This window comes from Sphingobium sp. LMA1-1-1.1 (assembly GCF_040676365.1).
GTDB lineage: Bacteria > Pseudomonadota > Alphaproteobacteria > Sphingomonadales > Sphingomonadaceae > Sphingobium.
This window is the reverse complement of the sequence record NZ_JBEGHS010000012.1, coordinates 365,826-389,518: the sequence shown is the minus strand read 5'-3', so window position 1 is coordinate 389,518 and position 23,693 is coordinate 365,826. Positions and strand designations below refer to the sequence as shown.

21 protein-coding genes are annotated in these 23,693 nt (G+C 63.4%); 10 read left to right on the top strand and 11 right to left on the bottom strand.

From position 1 onward, the window contains the following. Positions 1 to 32: 32 nt before the first annotated feature. Both MRBLMA1_RS09235 and MRBLMA1_RS09230 read left to right on the top strand, forming a co-directional pair. Positions 33 to 800: an SDR family NAD(P)-dependent oxidoreductase gene (locus MRBLMA1_RS09235; RefSeq protein WP_363736299.1), complete on the top strand. Its 768-nt coding sequence runs from the start codon at positions 33 to 35 to the stop codon at positions 798 to 800. A 96-nt stretch (positions 801 to 896) separates the two neighbouring features. Further along, positions 897 to 2,204 carry a DUF1214 domain-containing protein gene (locus MRBLMA1_RS09230; RefSeq protein ID WP_363736298.1) on the top strand — a complete coding sequence of 436 codons (1,308 nt, stop codon included), beginning with the start codon at positions 897 to 899 and terminating at the stop codon, positions 2,202 to 2,204. A 136-nt stretch (positions 2,205 to 2,340) separates the two neighbouring features. Here the strand turns inward: MRBLMA1_RS09230 and MRBLMA1_RS09225 are convergent, their stop codons facing one another. Further along, positions 2,341 to 3,333: a hypothetical protein gene (locus MRBLMA1_RS09225; RefSeq protein WP_363736297.1), complete on the bottom strand. Its 993-nt coding sequence runs from the start codon at positions 3,331 to 3,333 to the stop codon at positions 2,341 to 2,343. Positions 3,334 to 3,409: 76 nt separating this feature from the next. Further along, entirely contained in the window at positions 3,410 to 4,564 is a 1,155-nt protein-coding gene (locus MRBLMA1_RS09220; RefSeq protein WP_363736295.1) for a Gfo/Idh/MocA family protein, read from the bottom strand. 84 nt (positions 4,565 to 4,648) lie between these two features. On the opposite strand from MRBLMA1_RS09220, the gene MRBLMA1_RS09215 reads away from it, so the two are divergent. Next, on the top strand, positions 4,649 to 5,287 hold the full coding sequence (locus MRBLMA1_RS09215) for a TetR/AcrR family transcriptional regulator (protein WP_363736293.1): 639 nt from the start codon (positions 4,649 to 4,651) through the stop codon (positions 5,285 to 5,287). A gap of 75 nt (positions 5,288 to 5,362) precedes the next feature. Here the strand turns inward: MRBLMA1_RS09215 and MRBLMA1_RS09210 are convergent, their stop codons facing one another. After that, on the bottom strand, positions 5,363 to 7,105 hold the full coding sequence (locus MRBLMA1_RS09210) for an N-acyl-D-amino-acid deacylase family protein (protein WP_363736291.1): 1,743 nt from the start codon (positions 7,103 to 7,105) through the stop codon (positions 5,363 to 5,365). Positions 7,106 to 7,201: 96 nt separating this feature from the next. On the opposite strand from MRBLMA1_RS09210, the gene MRBLMA1_RS09205 reads away from it, so the two are divergent. The 3 genes from MRBLMA1_RS09205 to MRBLMA1_RS09195 all read left to right on the top strand — a co-directional run bounded on the left by MRBLMA1_RS09205 (position 7,202) and on the right by MRBLMA1_RS09195 (position 9,807). Continuing rightward, on the top strand, positions 7,202 to 7,843 hold the full coding sequence (locus tag MRBLMA1_RS09205; protein WP_363736290.1) for a TetR/AcrR family transcriptional regulator: 642 nt from the start codon (positions 7,202 to 7,204) through the stop codon (positions 7,841 to 7,843). A 96-nt stretch (positions 7,844 to 7,939) separates the two neighbouring features. Further along, entirely contained in the window at positions 7,940 to 8,905 is a 966-nt protein-coding gene (locus MRBLMA1_RS09200) for an SDR family NAD(P)-dependent oxidoreductase (protein ID WP_363736289.1), read from the top strand. A 5-nt stretch (positions 8,906 to 8,910) separates the two neighbouring features. Continuing rightward, positions 8,911 to 9,807 carry an acyl-CoA thioesterase gene (locus MRBLMA1_RS09195; RefSeq protein ID WP_363736288.1) on the top strand — a complete coding sequence of 299 codons (897 nt, stop codon included), beginning with the start codon at positions 8,911 to 8,913 and terminating at the stop codon, positions 9,805 to 9,807. A gap of 10 nt (positions 9,808 to 9,817) precedes the next feature. Here the strand turns inward: MRBLMA1_RS09195 and MRBLMA1_RS09190 are convergent, their stop codons facing one another. Then, entirely contained in the window at positions 9,818 to 11,068 is a 1,251-nt protein-coding gene (locus MRBLMA1_RS09190; RefSeq protein ID WP_363736287.1) for an MFS transporter, read from the bottom strand. Positions 11,069 to 11,207: 139 nt separating this feature from the next. Between MRBLMA1_RS09190 and MRBLMA1_RS09185 the strand changes: the two genes are divergently transcribed. Continuing rightward, a complete protein-coding gene (locus MRBLMA1_RS09185) occupies positions 11,208 to 12,020 on the top strand; it encodes an enoyl-CoA hydratase/isomerase family protein (protein ID WP_363736285.1) in 813 nt (270 codons plus the stop codon). A gap of 52 nt (positions 12,021 to 12,072) precedes the next feature. On the opposite strand, the gene MRBLMA1_RS09180 is transcribed toward MRBLMA1_RS09185, so the two are convergent. Further along, positions 12,073 to 13,056: a TauD/TfdA dioxygenase family protein gene (locus MRBLMA1_RS09180; protein WP_363736284.1), complete on the bottom strand. Its 984-nt coding sequence runs from the start codon at positions 13,054 to 13,056 to the stop codon at positions 12,073 to 12,075. A 285-nt stretch (positions 13,057 to 13,341) separates the two neighbouring features. Between MRBLMA1_RS09180 and MRBLMA1_RS09175 the strand changes: the two genes are divergently transcribed. Together MRBLMA1_RS09175 and MRBLMA1_RS09170 are read left to right on the top strand one after the other, a co-directional pair. Continuing rightward, positions 13,342 to 14,448, top strand: coding sequence for an amidohydrolase family protein (locus MRBLMA1_RS09175; RefSeq protein WP_363736283.1), 1,107 nt, complete (start codon positions 13,342 to 13,344; stop codon positions 14,446 to 14,448). A gap of 57 nt (positions 14,449 to 14,505) precedes the next feature. After that, positions 14,506 to 15,306: an AAA family ATPase gene (locus tag MRBLMA1_RS09170; RefSeq protein ID WP_363736282.1), complete on the top strand. Its 801-nt coding sequence runs from the start codon at positions 14,506 to 14,508 to the stop codon at positions 15,304 to 15,306. Between the two features lie 21 nt (positions 15,307 to 15,327). On the opposite strand, the gene MRBLMA1_RS09165 is transcribed toward MRBLMA1_RS09170, so the two are convergent. Continuing rightward, positions 15,328 to 16,074, bottom strand: coding sequence for an enoyl-CoA hydratase/isomerase family protein (locus tag MRBLMA1_RS09165; RefSeq protein ID WP_363736281.1), 747 nt, complete (start codon positions 16,072 to 16,074; stop codon positions 15,328 to 15,330). After that, positions 16,071 to 17,174 carry an epoxide hydrolase family protein gene (locus tag MRBLMA1_RS09160; protein ID WP_363736279.1) on the bottom strand — a complete coding sequence of 368 codons (1,104 nt, stop codon included), beginning with the start codon at positions 17,172 to 17,174 and terminating at the stop codon, positions 16,071 to 16,073. The genes MRBLMA1_RS09165 and MRBLMA1_RS09160 overlap by 4 nt, the downstream gene beginning before the upstream one ends. A gap of 179 nt (positions 17,175 to 17,353) precedes the next feature. Between MRBLMA1_RS09160 and MRBLMA1_RS09155 the strand changes: the two genes are divergently transcribed. Next, positions 17,354 to 18,199, top strand: coding sequence for a metal-dependent hydrolase (locus MRBLMA1_RS09155; RefSeq protein ID WP_363736277.1), 846 nt, complete (start codon positions 17,354 to 17,356; stop codon positions 18,197 to 18,199). A gap of 35 nt (positions 18,200 to 18,234) precedes the next feature. Here MRBLMA1_RS09155 and MRBLMA1_RS09150 read toward each other — a convergent pair whose 3' ends face one another. The 4 genes from MRBLMA1_RS09150 to MRBLMA1_RS09135 all read right to left on the bottom strand — a co-directional run bounded on the left by MRBLMA1_RS09150 (position 18,235) and on the right by MRBLMA1_RS09135 (position 23,564). After that, positions 18,235 to 19,809: an AMP-binding protein gene (locus MRBLMA1_RS09150; protein ID WP_363736275.1), complete on the bottom strand. Its 1,575-nt coding sequence runs from the start codon at positions 19,807 to 19,809 to the stop codon at positions 18,235 to 18,237. A gap of 103 nt (positions 19,810 to 19,912) precedes the next feature. Beyond that, the gene (locus tag MRBLMA1_RS09145) at positions 19,913 to 21,250 is read right to left on the bottom strand and encodes an MFS transporter (protein ID WP_363736273.1); all 1,338 of its coding nucleotides are present in this window, start codon (positions 21,248 to 21,250) and stop codon (positions 19,913 to 19,915) included. A gap of 6 nt (positions 21,251 to 21,256) precedes the next feature. Next, positions 21,257 to 22,732 (bottom strand): aldehyde dehydrogenase, encoded by a 1,476-nt coding sequence (locus tag MRBLMA1_RS09140; RefSeq protein WP_363736271.1) that lies wholly within the window; start codon positions 22,730 to 22,732, stop codon positions 21,257 to 21,259. A 43-nt stretch (positions 22,733 to 22,775) separates the two neighbouring features. Then, positions 22,776 to 23,564 carry an SDR family NAD(P)-dependent oxidoreductase gene (locus MRBLMA1_RS09135; RefSeq protein ID WP_363736270.1) on the bottom strand — a complete coding sequence of 263 codons (789 nt, stop codon included), beginning with the start codon at positions 23,562 to 23,564 and terminating at the stop codon, positions 22,776 to 22,778. Positions 23,565 to 23,693: the final 129 nt, after the last annotated feature.

Below are 23,693 nucleotides of genomic sequence, written 5' to 3'. Positions count from 1 at the left end.
ATAGACAGGCCAGGAAAGACAGGAGAGCGAGGATGGGCGACAGGCGGCGTTTCGAGGGGCGATCGGTTTTCATCACCGGCGCCGGATCGGGTATTGGCGAGGCGACGGCCCATGCCTTTGCGGAGGAAGGCGCGAAGGTCATGATTGCCGAGCTTGACCCGGCCAAGGGTGAGGCGGTGCGCGATGCCATTCGGGCCCATGGCGGTACGGCGCTTTTCGTCGCCACCGATGCCACGGACGAAGCCTCGGTCAAGGCAGCGATCGCGGCGGCGAACGAGGCGCATGGTCCCATTGTCCACGCCTTCAACAATATCGGCATGGCGCGTCCCGGCAGCATCGAGGATATGAGCCTGGAGGACTGGAACTGGACGATCAGCATTTCCCTGACCAGCACCTTCCTGGCGATGAAATACGAGATTCCGGTGATGAGGGCCAATGGCGGCGGCACGATCGTCAACACCGCTTCCATGGCCGCGCGGCTCTACACGCCATCCGCGCCCTGTTCCTATGCAGCGGCGAAGGCGGGCGTCATCCATCTCAGCCATCATGCGAGCTGCGCCTATGCCGATGACAATATCCGGGTGAACAGCGTATTGCCGGGATTGACAGCCACGCCGCAGATCGCATCCATGTTCACGGCCGAGGAACAGGCCGAGATCGCCGGTGAAAATCAGGTGATCCGCCGCGCCGTTGCGCCGCGCGAGATCGCCAACGCGGTGCTGTTCCTCTCCAGCGACGAGGCCAGCATGATCACCGGGCGCGGGATAGAGGTGTCGGGCGGCCGCAAGCACGGAAGCTGAGCCGGGCCCTGCGCCCTGCGGCTCGCCCAACGGCAGGGACGCGGCCGGGACGCGGTCGCGTGCGGGCCGCATGAAGCGACGATATGGAGAAGGAGAGTGCCCGATGACGAAGCGAACGATCATGACCTGTCGCGACGGGGCCTGCTGGGCAGCGCGCTCTGCATATCCGTCGCCGGCCGGCCGGCCCGCGCATGGGGCGCGACCATGAACAGCGGCGCCGCGACCGCAGCCGCGCTCAGGAACTGGAGCGCCTATGTCGACCTTCTGAAACCGGCCGGCAGGCTCAACGATCTCACGGGTTTTCCGCAGGATGACCAGATCCGCGCCGAACTCTATCGCCAGTTGGTGATGAATATCGCGCAATCCTATATCTGGTATTTCCAGTCTACGCCCGAACATCCCGACTGGATGCCGTTCGAAAACAGCATTTTCCTGCTCCAGCCCAATCCTGACGCCATTTACCATATCGCTCCAGTCAGCGGCGACGGCGTCTACAGGATCAGCGGCTATCGCGGAACCAACAAGGTCATGGGCTTCGCCGTGGGGCGGGGTATGTTCGGAACGCAGGATCCCCGTCCGGGCTTCAACAATTATGATGCCGATGGCCTGACCCTGGGCAAGGACGGCTATTTCGAGGTGATATTCAGCACGGAAAGGCCGAAGGACTGGACCGGCGACTGGCGTTATCTCGATCCCCAGGCGGGCGACATCATGATCCGCCAGTTCGCCTATGACTGGGGCGTCGACGTGGACGCGCGCTTCGCCATAGAACGACTGGACAAGCCGCCGCTCAAACCCCGGCTGACGCAGGAGGAAATTGCCGCCAGGCTCGATGCGATCCTGGGCGGTTTCGTGGAACGCTTCTCCCGCATCTGCATCGGTTATCAGAACAAGGTCATCCAGGACCTGGGTCTGAACGTCATGGAACTTTCGGGCTTCGAAGATCTGGGCAATAGCGGCGAATGGCCGCAAAAATATTTCCGGTGCATCTATGACTATCAGCCGGGCGAAGCGCTCGTCCTGGAAACCGAACTGCCTGAGACCTGCAAATATTGGAACGTGCAGTTGAACGACGAACTCTGGAACCAGATAGAATTCGGCTATCGCCAGAGCAGCCTGAACGCGATGCAGGCCAGGCTCGACAGCGACGGCAAGTTCCGCGCCGTGATCGCACTGGAAGATCCAGGAGTAGCCAACTGGCTGGACAGCGGCGGCCATGGCCGCGGCATGCTGGTGGGCCGCTGGCACGGGGCGGACAGCTATCCGATGCCGACGATCAGGAAGGTGCCGCTGTCCGAACTCGCCAGTCACCTGCCCGGCGACACGCCCCGCGTGACGCCCGCCGAACGGGAAGCCACGCTGCGCAAGCGCAATCTGGGCCTGCAGATGCGCAGACGCTGGTAGAAATTCCCGCCGTCGGCAGCGACTGTTCAGCGCTGCTGGAGCGCGTTGCGTTAAATTCGGGTCACGCAGCGCGCTCTATGCTTTTGATGTCGCATCGTTTTGCGCAAAACCGGGTCCCACTTTTGCGCACGATGCCCTAATCTTGCGCGGCGGCAACCATGCGCGACCAGTCGTTCAGCCGCCGCCACAATATCTCGCGCGTCGAAGCGAAATTGTGCATGTGCGCCATGCGCGGCACGATGTAGAGCGAGACGTCGCGGGAAGCGGAATAGGCCGCCGGCTCCCGATAGGGCTCCGGGCACGTATCCCGCTCGCCATCGCCCACAAGCACCGGCACCGTGATGCGGGCGGCGTCTTCCGCGAAGGCGCCGGGCAGCATCATCTGCACCGCGCAATGCGGGATGGTGAGGCTGCCATAGATCGGCGTGGTCTGCCGGATCGGATATCCGCCCTTCATGTCGTCGTCCAGAATGTCGGCGGGCACGTCTTCCCAGTGAAACGGATAGACATAATCGACGCCCTCATGGTCATGCTCCAGATGGCTTTTGACCTCACCGCTCGCCACCTTGTCGAAACGGCGTATGCCATGTTCGAAAGCGGCCTGGTCGCGCTGCGGCAGGACGGTGTGAATGGCGCTGACGCCAAAGGGCGCGATCGCGTCGAACGTTGCGAAACGGCCCTGCGTCAATATGCTGACGCCACCGCCCATGGACTGCCCCATCCCCACCAGGAAAAGCGACGACAGGCGAGGAAAGCCCTGCGCCGCCGTACCCTCGATCAGGGAAGCCGCAATCTGCTTCACGCAGGAATCATGCGTGGCGGCCATCGTCTGGAAATCGATCTTCGACAGATCGGGCATGCTGCTTTCACCAACGCCCACATGATCGATCGCGACGTGGATCATGCCGTGGCGGGCCTGCCATTCCGCCTCGTCATAGCCTTCATGACGATCGAAATTCATCATGAAATAGTGGCGCGAATATCCACCACCCGGACAGGCGAAGATCGCGACCGGCCGGTCCGGCATGGCCGACGGATCGGGCAGGGTCAGCGTCACGGCCATTTCGACCTTGTCCCCCAAATGCGGTGCGGCCGCCGTGACATCGATACGCTTGTCTATTCTCAGCATGGATTCTCTCCCGATATTATCCCTTGGCACAGGATCGGTTGTTCATATGGTCGTGATGGTCTGGCGCCGGTGCGGCTCACCCCATTTCCTGCATCGTGACCCAACGCCTTTCGACATTGGCCCGCTCGACCGCCTCGACCACGCGGTGCACGGCTGCGGCCTCGGTAAAGCTGGGCGATCCTTCCGTTCCGTCGTGAATGGCATCGACCATATTCCGGAACATCCAGTCCATGGCAGCGAAGGCGCGCGGTTCCGCCATCGCCCCTTCGACGCCGGGAATGGCGTAGACTGCATCGTCCACCGTCACCTCTTCGCAGGTCCGCTGGCCATAGGTCAGCAGCCGGGCGTCGCCGGCATAGAGCTTGGCCGACGGGAAATTGCCGAAACTGTCGTCGACCAGCAGCAGCCGGCCCCTGTCGCCCCACACCTCCACGCGCCATCCTTCGGTGTCGGGCACGCACCATCCGGCCTGCAGGCTGCCGATCGCGCCATTTTCCATGCGCAGCACCGCGCTGCCCAGGTCGTGCGTTTCCGGGCGCAACACTTCGCCATTGGGCAGGAACCATTCGGGCACGCCGGTCGTCAACATGCCGGTCGCCTCCGCCACGGGGCCGATCAGATGCGTCAGGAACAGCAGCGAATGAGTCGCGAAATTGCGCCAGGCGCTGCCGCCGCTGCTCTTTTCCGCCAGCCAGTAATATGGGTCGGTATGCTCCGAATAGGCGCAATAGGCATAGGGTTTGTCGTTGGCGACGATCAGCGGCAACATGAGCTGCACGTTGAAGCCCAGCGGGCGGCCAATGAAACCTTCATCGATCATGCGCTTCATCTTCTGCGCATGCGGGGACCATCGGAATTGCGCGTCGACGACGCCGACGACCCCGGCCGCCTTTTGCGCGTCGCGCATCGCTTCGGCGTCGGACAGGCTGACCGCGAAGGGCAGGGCGTCATAGACATGCTTGCCGTTCTTCAGCGCGGCCATGACCATGGGAAAGCGGAAGGACGGCCGCGTGCCGACATCGATGATGTGCAGGTCCGGATCAGCCGACATTTCCTCATGGTTCCAATAGGCCTTGGGGATGTCATATTCGCGTGCCGCCCGCTCCGCCGTTTCCTGCCTGGATGTGCAGATGGCGGCGACTTCCACGCCTTCGATCCGGCGCCAGGCCGCGCCATGTACCTTGAGGCTCCAGTTGGCGCTGATGATCCCGACCTTGAGTGTATCCGCCATTGCCCTGCACCTTCATTCCGTTCTAATTGAACTAATCTGTCCAATTAAAATGGGGCCTGCGCAAGCAGGAAGGGGATCAGGAATATGATGATTGCGCGGCACGCCTCCCGTCGGCGCGGTCGACCCACGGCCGCCGAGGCGCAAGCGCGGGAGCAGGCCATCATGGAGGCTGCCGCGGCGCTGTTCGAGCAGCGTGGTTTTGCCGGCGTGACCATGGCGGAAGTGGCGCGCCGCGCCCGCATCAGCAAGACGACGCTCTATGCCCGCTATCCTGACAAGCCTGCCCTGTTTCGCGCGATCTGCAGCTATGCCTGCCGCGTCCCGGCGCACCGCTTCGCTGCGGTCGCGACAGAGGGGCGCGATCCGATCGACGTGCTCGCTGACTTTGCCGTCGCGATTGCCGAAGCGACTGCCGATCCCGCCGCCGATCGATTCCTCCGCCTCGTGATTTTCGAGGCCGGCCGCTTTCCTGAACTGGCGCGGCAGATCCTGCTGGAAAGCCGCGCCGTGGCCGCGCCGCTGGTCCTCTGGCTGGAGGGTCTGGCGCGGGAGGGGCGGCTGGCCAGTCACGACCCGGCCCTGCTCGCGCGGCAATTCGGCGCGCTTGTCACTGGCGGCCATGATGGCCTGCTGCAATGTTCCGAACGGGAGTCGGGGGAACGGATCGCATCGGCGATGGCGTTGCTGCGGCCGCTGTTCCGCAATGAAAAAGACCGAAAATAAAAAAGACCGGCACGGATAAACCGTGCCGGTCTTCTGGCATGTCTGCGCGCCCCTTATCCGCGCCGACACTCCATCTCAGGCGATTTCATGCTGCCTGGCCTGCGCGGTCGCCGGAGCGCCGCGTACACCACGCACCAGGCGGCCCGGAAGCGCGTCGGTTGCCTCGCCGTTGCGATAGGTCACGGCTCCGCTGACGAGGGTCGCGACATAACCCTTGGACTTTTGCGATAGCCGCTTGCCGCCTGCCGGAAGGTCCGCGATCACCTGCGGCCGGTGCAGGATCATGTTGGGCAGGTCCAGGACATTGATGTCCGCCTTGTACCCAACGCTGAGGACGCCGCGATCGCGCAGGCCCACGGAATTCGCCGGCTGGCTGGTCAGCGCCTTGACCGCGGTGGGAAGGTCCAGCCCATCCCGGCCCAGCCGCCCGGTCAGCAGGTAGGTGGTATAGGCCGCGTCGCAGATCATGCCGTAATGCGCCCCGCCATCGCCCAGGGCGACGATCATATTGTCCTGCCCGATCAGGTCGCGACTCTTGGCCAGATATTCCGGCACGTCCGACGAATAGGAACACAGGATCGCGCGTCCTTCATCCTCCAGCAGCGCATCGTAGATCATTTCGCGCGGGTCGACGCCGCGCCGCGCCGCCTCCGCCTGGATGCTGTCTTCCGCCGCGAAATTATAATCGGCCGGATCGCCGATGCGGAACAGGGCGCTGATCGACTTGATCAGCCCGACGAAAGCGGGGTTGGGATCGTCCGGTTCCTCCGCGATCAGGCGCGCGCGAAGTTCGGGATCGCGCATGCGCGCCACCTTTTCCTCCAGGGGCAGCTTCGCCAGTGGACGGTAGCTGGGATTGAGCGAGAAGGGATGATAGCTGAGGTCCAGCCCATACATCACCCCCATCGGGCGTGGCATGAACTGGCAGCGTATGGCAAGGCCGTCCTTCGCCGCCTGGCGCACGCCAGCGACATAGCCGTCCCAATTTTCCGGCCGGGTCGGCATGGCGATCAGGCTGAACGTCACGGGGACGCCCGCCTCCCGCGCAATGGTGCGGAAGATCTTCAGCTCTACCTCGGCATCATTGTCCAGATTGGGGTTGCACTGGAAAGTGCCCGCGCCCGCATCCTTCAGACCCTCTGCCAGGGCCAGCACCTCGTCCAGTTCGGTCGTGACGGAGGGTGCGAGCTCGCCGGAACGGAAGCGGTGGAAAAGGTTGCGCGAACTGGCGACGCCCAGCGCACCGGCCTTTACCGCCTCGCTGACGCAGCGGCGCATCTCGACCAGATCCTCCAGCGTCGGCGGTTCCAGATTGGCGCCCCGCTCGCCCATGACGAACACGCGCAGCGGGCTGTGCGGGATCTGCGTCGCGAAATCGACGTCGGACACGCGCTGTTCCAGCGCATCCAGATATTCGGGGAAGCTGTTCCAGTTGAACGGCACGCCTTCGGCCATGACGACTTCGGGGATGTCCTCGACGCCTTCCATCAGCTTGATCATCAATTGATGGTCGCCATCGCGCACCGGCGCGAATCCCACGCCGCAATTGCCCATCACCACGGTGGTGACGCCGTGATTGGATGAAGGGGCCATGCGGTTTTCCCAGGTGATCTGGCCGTCATAATGGGTGTGAACATCGACGAAGCCCGGCGTGACGGTCAGGCCGCGCGCATCGATTTCCTCGCGTGCCGACGCATCGATCGCGCCGATCTGCGTGATAATGCCGTCCTTCACGCCGATATCGGCGACATAAGGCTGGGCTCCGGTGCCGTCCACGATTGTGCCGCCGCGGATCACCACATCGAATTGACTGCTCATGCCTCTCCTTTCAGAATCGCCGCAACGGAGTCGCGGAGATAAATAGTATGTGCTATTTATAGCATCCGCAAAGACAGGACAATGGCTTAATGACGCATGCATGACATTTCCGAACGGTCGACTGAGGTCATGGCGCGCCGCCGCCGCGCGCGGCGCTCCACGGCGGAAATCCGCGCGCTCATCCTCGATGCCGCCCGCGCCGTTTTTGCGGAGCGGGGTTTTTCCGGTGCGACCACGCGCCATATCGCTGCGCGCGCGGAAGTGTCGGAACCGCTGATCTTCAACAATTTCGGCAGCAAGGAGGCGCTGTTCACCGAAGCGGTGATAGAGCCTTTCAATGCCCGTTTCCGGGAATTCCTGGCCTTCAGCGATACCCTGCCGCCTGACCGGGAAGAACGCAGCATGCGCTATGTTCAGGCGCTCTATCCCTTTCTGCGCGACCATGCCGATCTGCTTCTGGCAATGGTCAAGTCCAGGGGGGACGTGGATCTGGCCGCCATTCATGGAATGGATGATTATTTTGCCCGGGCCGTGGCCCGGATCCGGTCGCAATATCAGCAGGCCGGGCTGGAATTCGACGTGCCGCCGGAACTGATGGTTCGCTACGGCTTCGGCATGCTGGCAGGTTCGGTGCTGCTCGGCGACTGGTTCTTCCCCGAGGGCGGGCCGGATACGGACGTGGAGGAAGGCGTGCTGGCACGAATGCTTTTCAAGGCCAGCGAACCCAGGAAGGATTAGCTTTCCGCCCATCGATCCATCACATGGCCGAAATTCCATCGCCCGGCTTGGCGGAACGCCGGGCCGCCGCCATGGTCGGGCCCAAAGGAGGCGCGGATGGCGATTGATTTCAGTGGGCAGGTGGCCGTGGTCACGGGTGCTGGCGGCGCACTCGGTTCGGCCTTCTGCCGGGAACTGGCGCGCCGGGGCGCGGCAGTAGTCGCCAATGATCTGGGCGGTGATCCCACGGGGCAGGGTGGTTCCACCGGCTATGCGGACGCGGTCGTCGACGAACTTGCCGGGATGGGCGCCCGCGCGATCGCGAACTACGACACCGTCGCGACGGAGGCCGGGGGACGGGCCATCATCGATGCCGCGCTGGACGCTTTCGGACGGGTGGACATCGTCATCTCCAACGCCGGGAACCAGCGCAACGGCGCCTTCGGTGCATTGAGCGAGGAGGATGTCGAATCCGTGTTGGCGGTCCATGTGAAGGGCGCCTTCAACATATGCCAGCCCGCCTATCGCGCCATGACCCGACAGGGCTATGGCCGGATCGTTCTGGTGAGTTCGCAATCGGGCGTGTTCGGCAATCCCTATCGCGCCAATTACGGCGCCGCCAAGACCGCGTTGATCGGCCTGATGAACGTCATCGCGCAGGAGGCGCCGGCCGGGATCTCCGTCAATACCCTGTTCCCCAACGCGCAGGGCGGCCGGCTGGGCGGCACGCCGATCGATCAGCGCCCGGACGTCGATTTCCTCAAGGCCGCCGGCGCGCGCACCCGCCATTTCATCGAAGGCATGAAGCCGGAATTCGTCGCCGCCCTGGCCTGTTACATGGCCAGCCGGGACTGCGCCTCCTCCCAGCACATGTATTCGGTGCTGGGCGGCAAATATTCGCGACTGTTCGTCGGCCTGACCCGCGGATGGTACAGCCCCGGCCCGGATGCGCCCGACTGTGACGACATCGCTGCCCATATTGGCCAGATTGACGATCGCGCCGACTATGACGTGCCGTTGAGCGGCCTGGACGAGATGGACACGGTGCTGGCGGCGCGGCGCGCCCTGGGGCTGGATGGGTGATTGCGGTGGACGCCCCCATCGACAGGGATGACCATGCGCCGACGCGCGAACCGATTTCCGACGTCCTCGACGTGACGCAGTCCAGCCCCGACCAGTTCATCGGATCGGCCGGGGCGAGGAATCATATCGGATCGGTATTTGGCGGTCGCTTGCTCGCCCAGTCCCTGCTTTCGGCGATGAAGACGGTGGAGGCGCTGCCGGCCAGTTCGTTCCACGCCTATTTCCTGGCCGCTGGCCGCACCGACATGCCGATCGACTATCAGGTGACGCGCCTGCGCGACAGCCGTCGTTTCGCGAACCGCCTGATCACCGCCTGCCAGGATGGACAGACCATCTTCACGATGATGGCCGAATTCCACGCGGCGGAGGATGGCTTCGTCCATCAGGACGCATCGATGCCCCCCGTGCCGCCGCCCGAAGAAGTGGCCTCGATCCAGCATTTCGTCCGCGAACGGGCGGGGGAACTGGCGCAGGCGGTCACCCATAATTTCGCCGCGGCGCTGGTCATAGAGATGCGCCCGATCGCGCCGGAAAGCTACTTGCTGGCACGCCCTGCCGAAGCGGCGCGATCCTTCTGGTTCCGGCAGTCGGGGGCCGCCGCCGTCGACGATGCCCGGCTGCAGCAATGCCTGCTCGCCTTCGCCAGCGATTATTGGCTGGGCGGCGCATCGGCCATTCCGCATTTCCTGCCCACCAACAGCGGCGAATTCCTGATCACCAGCATGGATCATTCGATGTGGTTCCACCGCCCCGCCCGTTGCGAGGAGTGGATGTTGCATCAGACGTCCAGTCCATCGGCCAGCGACGGGCTCGGCCTCTCCAGGGGCCAGATTTTCGACCGCGACGGCCGTCTTGTCGCTTCGACGGCGCAGGAATGCCTGCTGCGCCGATTGCGTGGTTGAGCCGGGCGGCTCATTCCGGCTGGCCGCCCTCCGGGTAGCGGCCCATCATCAGGTAGAACAGGGCCGCCAGGAAGAAACTGCCTGAGCAGGCCATCAACGCAATGTCGTAGCCGCCGAAATGATCATAGGCCATGCCAATCAGGCTGGCGCCCATCGCAACGCCCAGCGCAATGCCCAGGGTCGACAGGCTGTAGATGGTGGCATAGCTGCGCAGCCCGAAATAGCGCGCGATCATGAAGGCCACGATATCGATCTCCGCGCCCTGGCCAAGCCCGATCATCAATACCGCGCCATAGAAGAGCGCGGGCGGCACGTCGTGCTGGAGCAGCAGCAGGCAACCGATGGCAGGCGCGAAGTTGAGGACGAACGCGACTGCCGGCGCCCAGAAACGATCGACCAGAACGCCACTGAGCAAGGCCCCCATGGCTGCCGCCGCTCCCATGACCGACACGGCACCGACCGCGGACAGGGCATCAAGACCCTTCTCCACCGCCAGAGGCTTCATCTGGGAAAGCAGCGCCACCACCGGCACATAGTTCAGAACGGAGGCCGCGATCAGGATGCGGACCTTCCCATTGGCCAACAGGAACAGGGCGCTGTCCGCGGGCGGAGGCGATCCGCGACCGGACCGCAACTCCATGGCGCGGGAGGGTACCCAGAACCAGATAAGGGGCAGGGCGACCAGAAGGATGAAGGCGGCAAGCAACAGATAGCCGCCTGCCGTACCGAAGCGCAGCACCACGGGATAGAGCGCCATCGGCATCAATCCGCCCGCGACCGCCAGACCGGACCGGCCAATGGCCAGCGCCGTTCCCCGCGTCCTCTCGAACGCGCCGCTCAGGATGCGGGTGACGGTGATGCCGGTCGTTGCCATGCCGACCAGCGCAAAGCCGAAATGCACCACATAGAAATAGCCGAGCGACCCCCTCATCGAAGCGAGCAGGCCATAGCCGATGGCGGTCATCAGCAGGCCCGCCGACAATATCGGCCTGACCCCGTAACGATCGGTCATCCGGCCGATGACCGGCGCGATGAACGCGATGATCAGGCCGAAGCTGTGAACAAAGGCTATGTCGCCGCGGGACCAGCCGAATTGCTGTTGCAGGGGCTCCACGAACAGGCTGGATACCGCCGGGTACAGGGAATAGCCCAGCGATCCTGCGAACAATGCCGCAACGCCCGGACGCCAGGCGCGCCGCCATTCCTGCGCGACAAGGCGCAACTGGGATGCTCCGGCGGCGGGGGGCTGATGCTGGCTCATGCCCCCGTTTCTGCGCGAAAGCGCGTGATGGGAACAGTCGTCCCCCTTTTCTACGCATATGTGTAGGGAACGCATCTTCTGCTTGCCAATGTGGCGGCGGCGGTCGCACCTTCGCGATGGTGTCGGTCAGGAGAGGGTGATGGTCGAGGAAGATATTGTCGTTGAGCGGCCGGGACAGGATGACGGCATCGTGCTGCTGACGCTCAACCGGCCCGCGCGGATGAACGCCCTGCTTCGCGAGACTGTCGCACATTTCAACGGATTGCTGGACGAACTGGCGGCCGATCCCACGTGCCGGGCGGTCATCATCACCGGCGCCGGGCGCGGCTTCTGTTCTGGCCAGGACCTTGCCGCATCCAATCAGCGCAACCAGACGGGCGCCAGCGGCGTCATCGAAAAACTGCACTGGCAGCAGCAGTTCGCCGGCATGGGCGGACGCATCCGGGCCATGCCGAAGCTGGTGATCGCGGCCGTCAACGGCCCGGCCGTGGGCGCGGGCATGGCGATCGCGCTCAGCGCCGACGTGCGGATCGCGACCCCTGCCGCGAAATTTCTGGTGGCGGCGGTGCGGATCGGCCTGACCGGCGGCGAAAGCGGCATTTCCTATCTGCTGCCGCGCATGATCGGCGCTGCCCGCGCCTTCGACATCCTGCTGACCGGCCGCGCGATCGAGGCCGGGGAGGCCGAACGCATCGGCCTGGTTCGTTCGCTTTCCGAACCGCAGTCGCTGATCGAGGACAGCATCGCCTATGCGCGCTCCGTCCTTGCCAACAGCCCCTATTCCGTCGCCCATACCAAGGCGTTGATGTGGGCCAATCTGGACGCCGGCAGCTATGACGCCGCGATACAGGCGGAAAACCGCACCCAGATATTGGGCACGATGACAGAGGATTACAGGGAGGCGACCGCCGCCTTCATGGAAAAACGGCCGCCCCGCTTCTCGGGACGATAGCACTGGGGCGCCCGGCCGCCGCCTGATGCAGGCGGCCAGGCGCCACGCGCCGTCAGTCGACGATCCGCTTCACGGCCCGGTTGCGGTCCAGCGTGGGGTCGAGATAGCGGCCCACCGCATAGTCGCCCATGATCGTGGTGCGGCGGGCGCTGCGCGGCACATTGAGCGGCACGCCCTCGGCATGGTGGATCATCCGCCAATTGTCCCACACCAGCATGTCGTTCCGCTGCCAGTCGTGGAAATAGGCATATCGCTCGTCGGTCAGATGAGCCGCCAGTTCGGCCAGCAGTGCATCGCTTTCGGCCCGATCCATGCCCAGAATATACTGCGCCTGCAATGGCGAGATCTTGAGCGCCTTGCGGCCGGTTTCCCTTTGCGTGATGACCATCGGGTGGACCACGGGCGGGAAATCATATTTCGCCCCGCTCGATGGCTTGGTGCGCGGCAGGGCGCGCAGATCCGCGGGCACGCCATATTTGCACTCCAGGAAGTCGGTCACGAAATGATAGACGACCTCCATGCCATCGATCTTCTCCTTCATCTCGGGCGACAGCCGTTCATAGGCCTCAATCGCATCGATGAACCCGGTCCGGCCAAGCTGCGTGGCCGGCTGTTCCATGCGCAGCACGGCGCCGCGCACGATGGTCGGCATGAAGCTCTGGTCCCAGTGCCAGGGAATATAGCCCGCCCGGTCATGGCCGCCGAAATTATAATCGGTCTGGAACCGGGGCTTGTCGTCCGCGGGATCATGTTTCAGCGTCATCATGAACTGGTTGTTGGGATCGTTCATGTCCGCCGTGGCGGCCGGTTCCATATCGCCGAACAGGCGGCTCAGGCGCATCTGCGCTTCATCGTCGGCCTTCGGATCGCGGACCAGCAGCAGTCCCGCCTCGATCCATATGTCGCGAATGGCCTCGGCCGTGGCATCGTCCAGTGGACGCGAAAGATCGACGCCGATGATCTCCGCGCCGAAACCGGGGCTGAGCGCGCGGACCTTGATCCCGGCTTTTTCCCGAACCTCGTGTTCCTTCAGCATTATCCTCTCCTCGCATATGCCGCCGGGCCGTGATGGCGGACCAGTGCGATCATGCTAAACCTTATCGGTCGCCTGTATAATCGGGCAATTTACAAAAAAACCATTCAGGATCATTGAACAATGATCTTGGGGGGCTTGGGGCAACTCATCAGAAATCTGATGACATCGTTCCGGGTCCTCCGGCACCGGCGCCTATTGCTACCTCCATGCTATAAGGGCTGCCAAGGCGGGGTAGCGGACGGCAGCCCTGTGTCGGACGATGTCCCCAGGAAGGAATGGAAAAGGATGAACAGTTTTACCGCGACCCCATGGCCCAAGGACCGTGTGATGCCGGCCAGAAGCTGGGAAAGGCCCGCCGGCATGCGCGTCATTTCCAGCGACGATCATCTGATCGAGGAGCCGGGGCTGTGGGAAAACCGGCTGAAGGGCGCGGACAAGGATCGCGCGCCCCGTTTCTGGAAGGATGAAACGGGTTTCCATCTCGAAGTCGATGGACAGAATTACGACGTGCCCGGCCTGCCGCCGACCTTCCCCGAAGGGCGAGAGGGTTTCTGGGACGTGCAGCAGCGCCTGGTCGACATGGATGCGGAGGGCATTGACGCCGCCATCATCTATCATGGCCGCCTGAACAGCCTGATCCGCATGCCGGACAAGGAATTCTGGTTCCGCTGCGTCGATGTCTGCAACGAATGGGCCGCGGAATGGAAGGAAGCCGCGCCGGACCGGCTGTACCCGGTCGCGCTGCTGCCGACCTTCCTGTGGCCGGAACGGACGAAGGACTATCTCCAGAAACTGAAGCAGCTCGGCTACAAGGCGATCGACATTCCGGTCAGTCCCAAGGGCGTGCGTTACAACAGCAAGGATATGGACCCGTTCTGGGAAGCGATTCAGGACAGCGGCTTCCCCGTGTCCTTCCATATCGGCGCCTATCTGCAATATAGCGGCCGGGGATCGCTGGGCGCGAACCTGAACGCCAATCTGATGCCCTTCACCGGGCTGTTCGGGCAGTTGGTCTTCTCCGGCGTTTTCGATCGCTTTCCCGGTCTGCGCGTCGTTTTCACCGAAGGCGGCGCAAGCTGGGTGCCCGGCACGCTGGAAAATGCCGACAAGGTCGCGCGCGACTATGCGACCGAATTGCGGCCCAAGCTGGCGCAGAAGCCGAGCTGGTACTGGCATAATCACTGCTACACCACCTTCATGGAAGACGACGTCGCGATGGAGAATATCGCGCGCATCGGCGACGGCCGGGTGATGTGGTCGACCGACTATCCGCACCCGGAAGGCGTGATGGGCAGCAGCGACGTGATCATGAAGCGCATCTTCGATACGGTTGGTGAACCCGCCGCGCGCAAGGTGCTGGGTGAAACAGCAGCCCAGCTCTGGGGCATCTGACAGAAACAGGGGCCCGGTGGCGACGGCGACCGGGCCAGGGAACGGACTTGCCCAACCATGTCGCTTGAGGAGATCGTCGCCGAGGCCATCGCGCAGCGGGCGGCGATGACCAGGCGACGACCGATCATCGTCGGCATCTGCGGTGCGCAGGGCAGCGGCAAGTCCACGCTGGCGGCTGCGCTGTGCCGCCGCCTGGACCGTGCGGTGACGCTGTCGCTCGACGATCTCTATCTGACGCGCCAGGACCGGGAAAGGCTGGCGCGCGACGTCCACCCCCTGCTTCGGACGCGTGGCGTGCCGGGCACGCATGATATCTCGCTGGGAATCCGCCTGCTCGACTCCATCGGATCGGGCGCGGACGTGGCGCTCCCGCGCTTCGACAAGGCCCGCGACGACCGATCGCCTCCGTCGGAGTGGCCAGTCGCCCCGGCCGATACGCAGGTGGTGCTCCTCGAAGGATGGTGCGTCGGTGCGATGCCCGAAGAGGAAGCCGCGCTCCAGCGTCCCGTCAACGCCCTGGAATCGGCGGAGGACCCGTCAGGAACCTGGCGATCGTTCGTGAACAGGGCGCTGGCCGGTCCCTATCAGCCATTGTTCGACCATATCGATTTTCTGGTGCTGCTCGCTGCGCCGGGCTGGGATGTGGTCGCCGCCTGGCGAATGCAGCAGGAACAGGCGCTCAGGCTATCCGGGGCTGCCGGTCCGGGCGTCATGGACGATGCGCAGCTCATCCGGTTCATCAGCCACTATGAACGCCTGACACGTCACATTCTCGATGAAATGCCCGGCCGCGCCGATCTGCTGATCCAACTGGACGAACAGCGAGCGCCCCTGGCCGTGCGATTGAAGGAAGAATAGGACCTGGGCCAACCGCAGGCGTCATGACGGCTTGCCGGAACTCCAACTCATCGCTCCTTCGGCCTTGCGCCTTCGCAAAGTCTCCGCCTCGATCTCCAGCGCGCCTGCCAGCGTCGTCTCCGTTCCTTTATCGATGACGCTCTTGGACATGCGGATCAGCGCGGGATCATGCGCCGCGATCGCCTCTGCGATCTGCACCGCCCTGGGTAGCAGTTGTTCCGCCGGCAAGACCTCGTTCACCAGGCCCACGCGCAACGCCGTGGCGGCGTCGATGGGCTGGCAGCTCAGCATCATTTGGCGAGCAAAGCGCGCGCCCACCGCGCGGGGAAGGCGCGACCCCATGCCGCTGCCCGACAATGCGCCGATCTTCGCATGGGTATCGGCAAAGCGGGCATCATCGCTGGCCAATATGAAGTCGCAGCCCAGCGCCAGCTCAAGCCCGCCAGTATAGGCCGCACCGCCAACCGCGGCGATGATCGGCTTGCCCAGATGCGGCACGCGCTGGATCAGGGCTGTCACGGACTGGCGCGGCGCATCGGGGGCGGAGAAGGTCTTGAGGTCCAGTCCAGCGCAAAAGGCGGGCGGCGTCCCGGTCAGCACGGCGACCCGCCAGCGGTCTTCCTGCACGAAAACGTCGAACGCCGCGTTCATGGCGTCGAGCAACGCGAGATCGATCGCATTGCGCTGCGCCGGCCGGTTCATCGTCAGCAGCAATATGCCTTCGCCGACTTCTTCCCTCCAAAGCACATCATCCAACTTGGCGTTCATATCTGGCTCTCGAAAAATTCGATGACATCCTGCGCGAACGCCCGGGGTTCTTCCATTGCGGCGAAGTGGCCGCCCGCCTCCATCTTCGTCATGCGCGCCACATTATACTGCCGTTCAGCCAGCGCCCGGCTGGGCATCGGATAGAATTCGCCGGGGAAATGAGCGAGCGCCGTGGGAACCGGCACCGGGCCGGGCGCCAGCACGTCGCCGTGCAATCCATAATACATCCAGATCGAGGACATCACATTGTCGGTGACAAGATAGCTCATGAGGTTGGTGATCAGGTGATCCTTGCTGAAACGGCTTTCTATGTCGCCCTTGGTATCGCCCCAGCGCCAGAATTTCTCGACTACCCACGCCGCCCAGCCGACCGGATTGTCATGCAGGGCAAGGCCGATCGTCTGCGGCTTGGTGGCATGTTCGTGATGATAACCGCTTTCCGCCTCCGTCACTGCGCGCACCTGCGTCCAATAGTCGAGCAGTTCTGCGTCGGCATCGGCATCCGGTGACGGCGCCATGAAGAAATTGAGATGGATAGCCGCCACCACATCGGCGTGGCTGATGCCCAATTGCGTTGTCACCGCGGATCCCCAGTCGCCCCCCTGCGCGAAAAAGCGCTCATGGCCGAGCACGTCGATCATCAATGTCCGCCACATGGCAGCAACGCGCGCCGGCCCGATGGGACGGGGCGGGCGGCCCGACCAGCCATATCCGGGCAGGGAGGGAATGACGACGGAAAATCCCGCTTCGACCAGCAGCGGCATCGCGTCCTGAAACTCCACCACCGACCCCGGCCATCCGTGCGTCAACAGGATCGGCGGCTTTCGGGCGTCGCTGCCCTGCACATGGTAGAAGTGGATGGGAATGCCCTCCACCTCCGCCATGAACTGCGGCCAGCGATTGAGTTTCTCCTCCTCCGCGCGCCAGTCATATGTCGAGCCCCAATAATCGATCAATTCGGCCAGATATCGCGCATCCATGCCATATTTCCACTGGTCGGGATCGTCGGGCATATAGCCGATCCGGCTACATGCCAGCCGGTGCCCGATATGATCGAGCACGGCCTGCGGCACATCGATGCGAAAGGGGGTAGGGGTCAAGGCGCCTCTCCTGATGATCGCCATTTCATAATCCCTGCCTTCCTTCACCGGATATGCACGGGCGGATGCATCACAGTCGTGATCGGGTCTTCGGAATCATGACAGGTTTGGAAACCGATGGTACGATAGCGTATCCTGAACGAAAAAATCAGTAGAAAACCACCAATGGAGGGGCGCCCGTGGGCATCGTCATACGCTATCCCCGTATCGATTTTTCGAAGGTCCGCGCCCATTGGGCGCCCAATATCGCCTTCGCTCAATTCCAGAATGCGACCTCCATCATCCCCGCGCCTGTGGAGCCTTGGCTGATCAAGGTGCTGAACATGGCGATGGAATCCCTGCCCGCCGGTTCGGACCAGCTGCGAGAAGACATGGCCGCCTTTATCGCTCAGGAATCGCAGCATTATCGCCAGCATCAGAAGTTCAACAAGGTTATTGCGGCGCAAGGCTATCCTCAACTCGCCGAATTCGAGAAGAAGCTTGCCGACGACCTGGACAGCTTTATCAAAAACCGCTCGCTCAAATTCATGCTGGCCTATGCCGACGGCTTCGAATCGCTGGGGGCGGGGCAGGGCAGCATATGGTTCGAACGGATGGATGCGCTGACGGAGGGCGCCGATGCCAATGCCGTGGCGCTCTGGAAATGGCATATGGCCGAAGAGTTCGAACATCGGGAAGTATGCTTCCAGATCTATCACCGGATTTACAGTCGCGGCCTGTGGGGCAGGATCTGGAACGGCTATTTCTATCGCGTCTATGGCTGCATCTACGCCATGGTTCATCTTCAGGGCTATATGGCCCGGATGTTCTCCTATCTGATCGAACAGGACCGCAGGAGCATGACGAAAGCGGAGCAAGCCGCCCTTGACCGTGACATCAAGGCGCTCAACAATTTTCAGCGAAGGGTCTTCTTCCCGCAATTGCTCAAGAATTTGCTGCCCTGGTATGATCCGGCGAAAAAGCCGACTCCTGCCGGCCTTTTCGATTATCTGCGCCAGTTTGAAAGGCCCGATGCTGCGGCCTGACAATCAGACCGGTTCATGCTGCCAGTGCATGAGGATCACTGGGTCCTGTAAAGTTCCTTCAGCGCGAACTTGATCACCTTGCCGGTGGAATTCATCGGCAGGGCGTCCAGGAAAGTGACCCCGCGGGGGATCTTGTAATTGGCGAGATTGGCCTTTGCCCAGCCGATCACTTCCTCTGCAGTGATCGACGAACCGGCCGAACGCACGATGAAGGCATGCCCCACCTCGCCCAGCCGTTGGTCGGGTACGCCGATGATGGCGGATTGATGGATTCCCGGCAGACCGGACATCTGCTTCTCGATCTCGGCCGGATAGACGTTGAAGCCGCCGACGATGTACATGTCCTTCAGCCGGTCGGTGAGCTTCAGATAGCCGTCCGCGTCAAGGCAACCGACATCGCCCGAATGCAGCCAGCCCTCTGCGTCCAGCGTGGCGCAGGTCGCTTCCGGATTGTCCAGATATTCGATCAGCAGCTTGTTGTCGCGGATCAGCACTTCTCCCGGCTCGCCCACCGGCAACGGGCGGCCATCCGGTCCGGCAATCCGGATTTCCGTCCCGGCAATCGCTGTGCCGACCGTATAGGCAATGCGCTCCATCGGATCGCCCGGCCGGGTGTGCGTGGCGGAGCCGCAGCATTCAGTCATGCCATAGCCGGTGCTGATCTCCTGGATCGGGGTTTCGGCCTGAAGCCGCTTCATCAGTTCGATCGGCACGACGGTCGATCCCGTCGACATGAACCGCCAGCTTGAAATGTCCCAGTCGCGCCAGTTGGGAAAGGCCAGCATCTCCTGGAACACGGTGGGCGGGGCGGGCATGACCGTGATGCCGTTTTTCGCCACCAGGTCGAGGACGCTGGCCGGATCATAGGCTTCGGGCCAATAGAGCGTGCTGCCCGCGATCAATGACGCGACCCAGCCCGCCTTGTAGGAAGCATTGTGGGAGAAGGGGCCAAAGGCGGCATAGCGATCGTCTGCCGTCTGTCGCGCAATATCCACCCAGGCCTGACCCCCGCCCAGCGACCGGCGGTGATCGAACAATGCGCCCTTGGGTGCTCCCGTGGTGCCGGACGTGAACATGAGATCAGCCAGCGTGTCGGGCTTCACCATTGCTTCGCGCTCTGCAAGCTGTGCATCGCTGCTGCTGTCGGCCAGGGCGACAAAATCCTCGAACCGGATTTCCCCTTCGCCCAATTGCTGTGGTTCGGCACGCAGCACGATGCGGCGGCGCAGTTCGGGCATCGCCTCATTCTTCAGCATGGCCGGATAATAGCGGCCAAGGAAATTGCCGATGGAAAACAGGCGCAGGACCTTGCCCCGTCGCACGATGTCGGACACCTCGCCGCCCTTGAGGCGCGTGTTGAGCGGCACCATGACGCCGGCGGCGCGTTGGATGCCGATGGCTATGGCGACCCATTCCCACATATTGGGCGCCCAGATGACGGCCCGGTCGCCCGGCTGGGCGCCATCTGCGATCAGCGCCTTTGCGACCAGATCGGCCTGGCGGTCGAGTTCGCGATAGCTGATCGCTCCGTCTGTCTGCGAAACCAGGGCAGGTCGGTCGCCGTGGCGCGCGGCTGCGCTACGCATAAGGGCGGGAATAGTCGTCGTCATGATGGCCTTTTCAGTGCTTTGCCGATGCCGCATGGCAGCATGGGCCGAACGTGCCTTTGAAGGAAGAACGGCCGCGACATAAGCGCGGTTGTGATGGCTGTCCTCATTGATCCAGACGGCGCAGGAAGTCGCCGCGCGCCGACCACACCATCCATGCCGCGAGCGGCCCTGCGATCAGGAGGCAGGTGATGATCGACCAGCCGAGCTTCATGGGGTCGCCATAGACATAATCCGTAAGAAAGCCGATCAGCATCGGCCCCAGCGCATAGCCGCACAGATTGGAAGCCAACACCATCAGCGCGGCGAACCGACCGCGCATCTCCACTGGGGCGATCATCTGCACGGCGGCCATGGTCGGGCCATAGCTTGAACCCATGGTCATCATCATCAGCGTGATCGCGCCGAACAGCAGCGTGAAATTGCCGAGCGCAAAGGCAGCCGCCAGGCAAGGGGGAATGGCGATGCAGAAGCCGCACAGCAGTCGCAGCGCCATGTCGCGGGTACCGCGCGCGAAACGATGGTCGATGAACAGGCCGAGCGACAGGCCACCGATGATACCGCCCAACGCGACCGCGACCGACATCATTGTTCCGACGTCCGCCGCGCTCGCGCCGAGCACCCGGCGGGCGTAGGTCGGGGTCCACACCATGGTCCCTTGTATGGCAACTGCCATCACCGCCGATCCCAGGATCAAGCCCAGCATTAGCCGCGGATGCGCGCCGATATGGCGGAAGAACGCGCCCCAGTTCGCCGCCCGCCGGTCCGGCGGGGTCAGGCTGCGGCGCTTCGGTTCCCGAAAGGCGAAGGCCAGGAAGGCGATCAGCACGCCCGGCAGGCCCGTCACCACCAGCACCTGCCGCCATGGCGCAAGGCCAGAGAGCGGGCCGCCCAGCGGCTGCGCCGAAAACAGGGCGAGCAGATTGCCGCCAAGCGCGTATGACAGCGATATGCCGATGACGCCGGACACGGAAAGACAGGCGATCGGGGTGGTCAGCCGGTGCCGGGGGAAGATGGACGACAGGAGCGACTGCCCCGCCGGCGATACCGCCGCCTCACCCGCGCCCACCAGCAGGCGACCAGCGAACAACTCGCTGTAGCTGCGCGCCAGCCCGGTGCCGGCTGCGGCCAGGGACCAGACCACTATGCCCGCGAACATGATTGCGCGCCGAGAATAGCGATCGACCAACCCGCCGATCACCAGTCCCATAAGTCCGTAGAACAGAGCGAAGGAAAGGCCTTGAACCAGGCTGATCTGGAAATCGTTGAGGCCAAGGTCCGCCCGCATTTCCGGGATCAGCACCGATATGACCTGTCGGTCGATCATCGACACGATCTGGAAGATCGTCAGGATGAACACCGTCCACCAGGCGTTGGCAGGACCATAATTGTCGGGCCAGTCGCTGCTGTAGGCGGGGCTCTCCGTTCGCGCCGGGGCCGGCAAGGCTGATCAGGCCTTCAGATGGGCAGGCAGTTCCTGCATGAAGACAGCCTTGACCTCTGTGAAGCCGTGCAGTCCCTCCACTCCGCCTTCGCGGCCCACGCCGGACTGTTTGAAGCCGCCATAGGGGATCGTGTAATCGATGACGCGGCCATTATGGCCGAAATTACCGGTTCGAATGCGCCGGGCGACTCGATAGGCACGCTCGACATCCTGTGTGAAGACGCCGCCCGACAGACCGTAGATATTGTCGTTGGCGATGGCGATGGCCTCTTCCTCGCTGCCATAGGCGATGATCGTGCCGACGGGTCCGAAAATCTCCTCGCGGGCGATGGTCATGTCGTTGCTGGCGTCGGTGAACAGGGTCGGTTCCACAAACCAGCCCCTGTCGAGATGCGTCGGGCGATTGCCGCCGGTGATGATGCGGGCGCCCTGCGCCTTGCCTTGCCGGATATAGTCGAAGACGCGGCCATGCTGGCGCTGGGTGACGAGCGGGCCCATCTGCGTGGTTTCGACGAAGGGATCGCCCACCTGCACATATTGCATTGCGGCGGCCATGGCCTCCTCCACTGCGCGCTTCAGCGACAGGGGTACCAATATGCGGCTGAACGCGGCGCATTGCTGGCCGCACAGCCCGACGAGGTTCGGCATGATGCCTTCCACGACCTTGCCGATGTCAGCGTCGTCCAGGACGATGGCGGCGGACTTGCCGCCCAGCTCGGTCGTGATGCGTCCCGACCGCGCGCTGACGATCGAGGCGATATTAAGGCCTGCGGCGGTCGAACCCGTGAAACTGACCTTGTCCACTCCTTCATGCCGGATCAGATGATCGGAGACGTCACGATCGGCCGTCAGTACGGAAAAGACGCCCTCCGGCACGCCTGCCGCTGCGATGCATTCGGCCAGGATCAGTGCTTCCAGCGGCGTTTCGGGCGATGGCTTGGCTATGATTGTGCAGCCGGCGGCCAGCGCGAAGGCCACCTTGAGCGAAAGGGTGGCGAGCGGGGCGTTCCACGGCACCACGGCGGCGACCACGCCCACCGGCTCGTGCACGACAATGGCATGGCCGCCGGCCAGTGCGGGCCGCACCTCTTCAAACCCCTTTTCGGCAAGATCGGCGGCATAGGTGTAATAGCCGCCCATGAAGGGCGCGGTCATCGACGACTGCGAGTAAGGCATACCCACCTGCATCGACCAGGCGCGCGCGAAATCGTCGCTCCGCTTGGCCATCTCACCGGCGATGCGACGCAGATAGACGGCACGTTCCGGGCCGGTCATACGCGGCCACGGGCCATTGTCGAAGGCATCGCGCGCGACCGCGACGGCGCGATCCATGTCCGCAGTCGTTGCCTTGGCGACGCGGCCCACCTTCTCCTCGGTGGCGGGGGAGATGATCTCTATTCCGTCAGACCCGGAAGAATTGGTCCAGCCGCCGCCAATGAACAGCTTTTCCGGGCTTGCGAGATTGACGAGCGTATCGGTCATGCGAAGTTCCTTCAGGATACGGCAAATATGGGCGGGACGCTGGTCAGGTCTCGACAACGACGGGCAGCGACAGGATGTTGGCGACGCCGCCGTCCACCGGCAACATGTGGCCGGTGATATAGCCCGACGCATCGGACGCCAGGAACTGGACCGGGCCGACCATCTCCTTCGGATCGCCGAAACGGTCCAGTGCTATGGCGCTGCGGAAGATTTTCGCCCGCGCCGGGTTTCCGACCGTGGGCGCGGCCATGTCCGTGTCGAAGAAGCCGGGCGCTATGGCGTTGCAGGTCACGCCATGGGGCGCCAGATCCGCCGCGATCGATCGCGTCAGGCCCAGAACCGCATGCTTGCTGGCGACATAGGCGGACAGGTTGGGCCGCCCCGTGTCGGACACATAAGAGGCGAAATTGATGATCCGCCCCCATTTGCGCGCCACCATCCCCTTAGACAGGTCGCGGCACAACAGATACATGGACGATACGTTCACATCGAACATGTTTTCCCAATGCGCCAGGGTGGACTGGTGGAGCGGCCCCCATCCGCCGATAGCCCCATTATTGACCAGGATGTCGATATCGGCCCCTTCGGCGTTCAGCCTCTCGGTCGCGTTCTGCACAGCTTCCAGATCCGCCAGGTCGAAGGCGATCGTTCGCGCCTGACCGCCTGCCGCACGGATGTTCTCGGCCGTTTCTTCCAGTTTTGCGGCGTCGCGCGCGGCAAGGACGAGCGATGCCCCGGCTTCCGCAAGCCCCAGCGCGATCGCCCGGCCCAGGCCGCGCGAGGCGCCCGTGACCATCGCCGTGCGGCCTGCAAGCGAGAAAAGCCCCGTCATTTTGTCCTCATCCTTGGCCAGACCTTGTTCCGATGCGATCATAGCGTTGCCAGCGGCCCTATTTCGATGGCGCAAGTCCAGCCATCATAAGAGCGATGTTCGTCGTCAAGGTCCGCACAAGGCTTGTAC

Coding starts and splice junctions, on each gene's coding strand:
- MRBLMA1_RS09190 (WP_363736287.1), bottom strand. CDS start 11,068: ATGAGCCAGCATCAGCCCCCCGCCGCCGGAGCATCCCAGTTGCGCCTT.
- MRBLMA1_RS09135 (WP_363736270.1), bottom strand. CDS start 23,564: ATGACGGGGCTTTTCTCGCTTGCAGGCCGCACGGCGATGGTCACGGGC.
- MRBLMA1_RS09180 (WP_363736284.1), bottom strand. CDS start 13,056: ATGCTGAAGGAACACGAGGTTCGGGAAAAAGCCGGGATCAAGGTCCGC.
- MRBLMA1_RS09215 (WP_363736293.1), top strand. CDS start 4,649: ATGATGATTGCGCGGCACGCCTCCCGTCGGCGCGGTCGACCCACGGCC.
- MRBLMA1_RS09165 (WP_363736281.1), bottom strand. CDS start 16,074: ATGAACGCCAAGTTGGATGATGTGCTTTGGAGGGAAGAAGTCGGCGAA.
- MRBLMA1_RS09220 (WP_363736295.1), bottom strand. CDS start 4,564: ATGGCGGATACACTCAAGGTCGGGATCATCAGCGCCAACTGGAGCCTC.
- MRBLMA1_RS09140 (WP_363736271.1), bottom strand. CDS start 22,732: ATGACCGATACGCTCGTCAATCTCGCAAGCCCGGAAAAGCTGTTCATT.
- MRBLMA1_RS09200 (WP_363736289.1), top strand. CDS start 7,940: ATGGCGATTGATTTCAGTGGGCAGGTGGCCGTGGTCACGGGTGCTGGC.
- MRBLMA1_RS09225 (WP_363736297.1), bottom strand. CDS start 3,333: ATGCTGAGAATAGACAAGCGTATCGATGTCACGGCGGCCGCACCGCAT.
- MRBLMA1_RS09235 (WP_363736299.1), top strand. CDS start 33: ATGGGCGACAGGCGGCGTTTCGAGGGGCGATCGGTTTTCATCACCGGC.
- MRBLMA1_RS09150 (WP_363736275.1), bottom strand. CDS start 19,809: ATGACGACGACTATTCCCGCCCTTATGCGTAGCGCAGCCGCGCGCCAC.
- MRBLMA1_RS09175 (WP_363736283.1), top strand. CDS start 13,342: ATGAACAGTTTTACCGCGACCCCATGGCCCAAGGACCGTGTGATGCCG.
- MRBLMA1_RS09185 (WP_363736285.1), top strand. CDS start 11,208: ATGGTCGAGGAAGATATTGTCGTTGAGCGGCCGGGACAGGATGACGGC.
- MRBLMA1_RS09170 (WP_363736282.1), top strand. CDS start 14,506: ATGTCGCTTGAGGAGATCGTCGCCGAGGCCATCGCGCAGCGGGCGGCG.
- MRBLMA1_RS09210 (WP_363736291.1), bottom strand. CDS start 7,105: ATGAGCAGTCAATTCGATGTGGTGATCCGCGGCGGCACAATCGTGGAC.
- MRBLMA1_RS09205 (WP_363736290.1), top strand. CDS start 7,202: ATGCATGACATTTCCGAACGGTCGACTGAGGTCATGGCGCGCCGCCGC.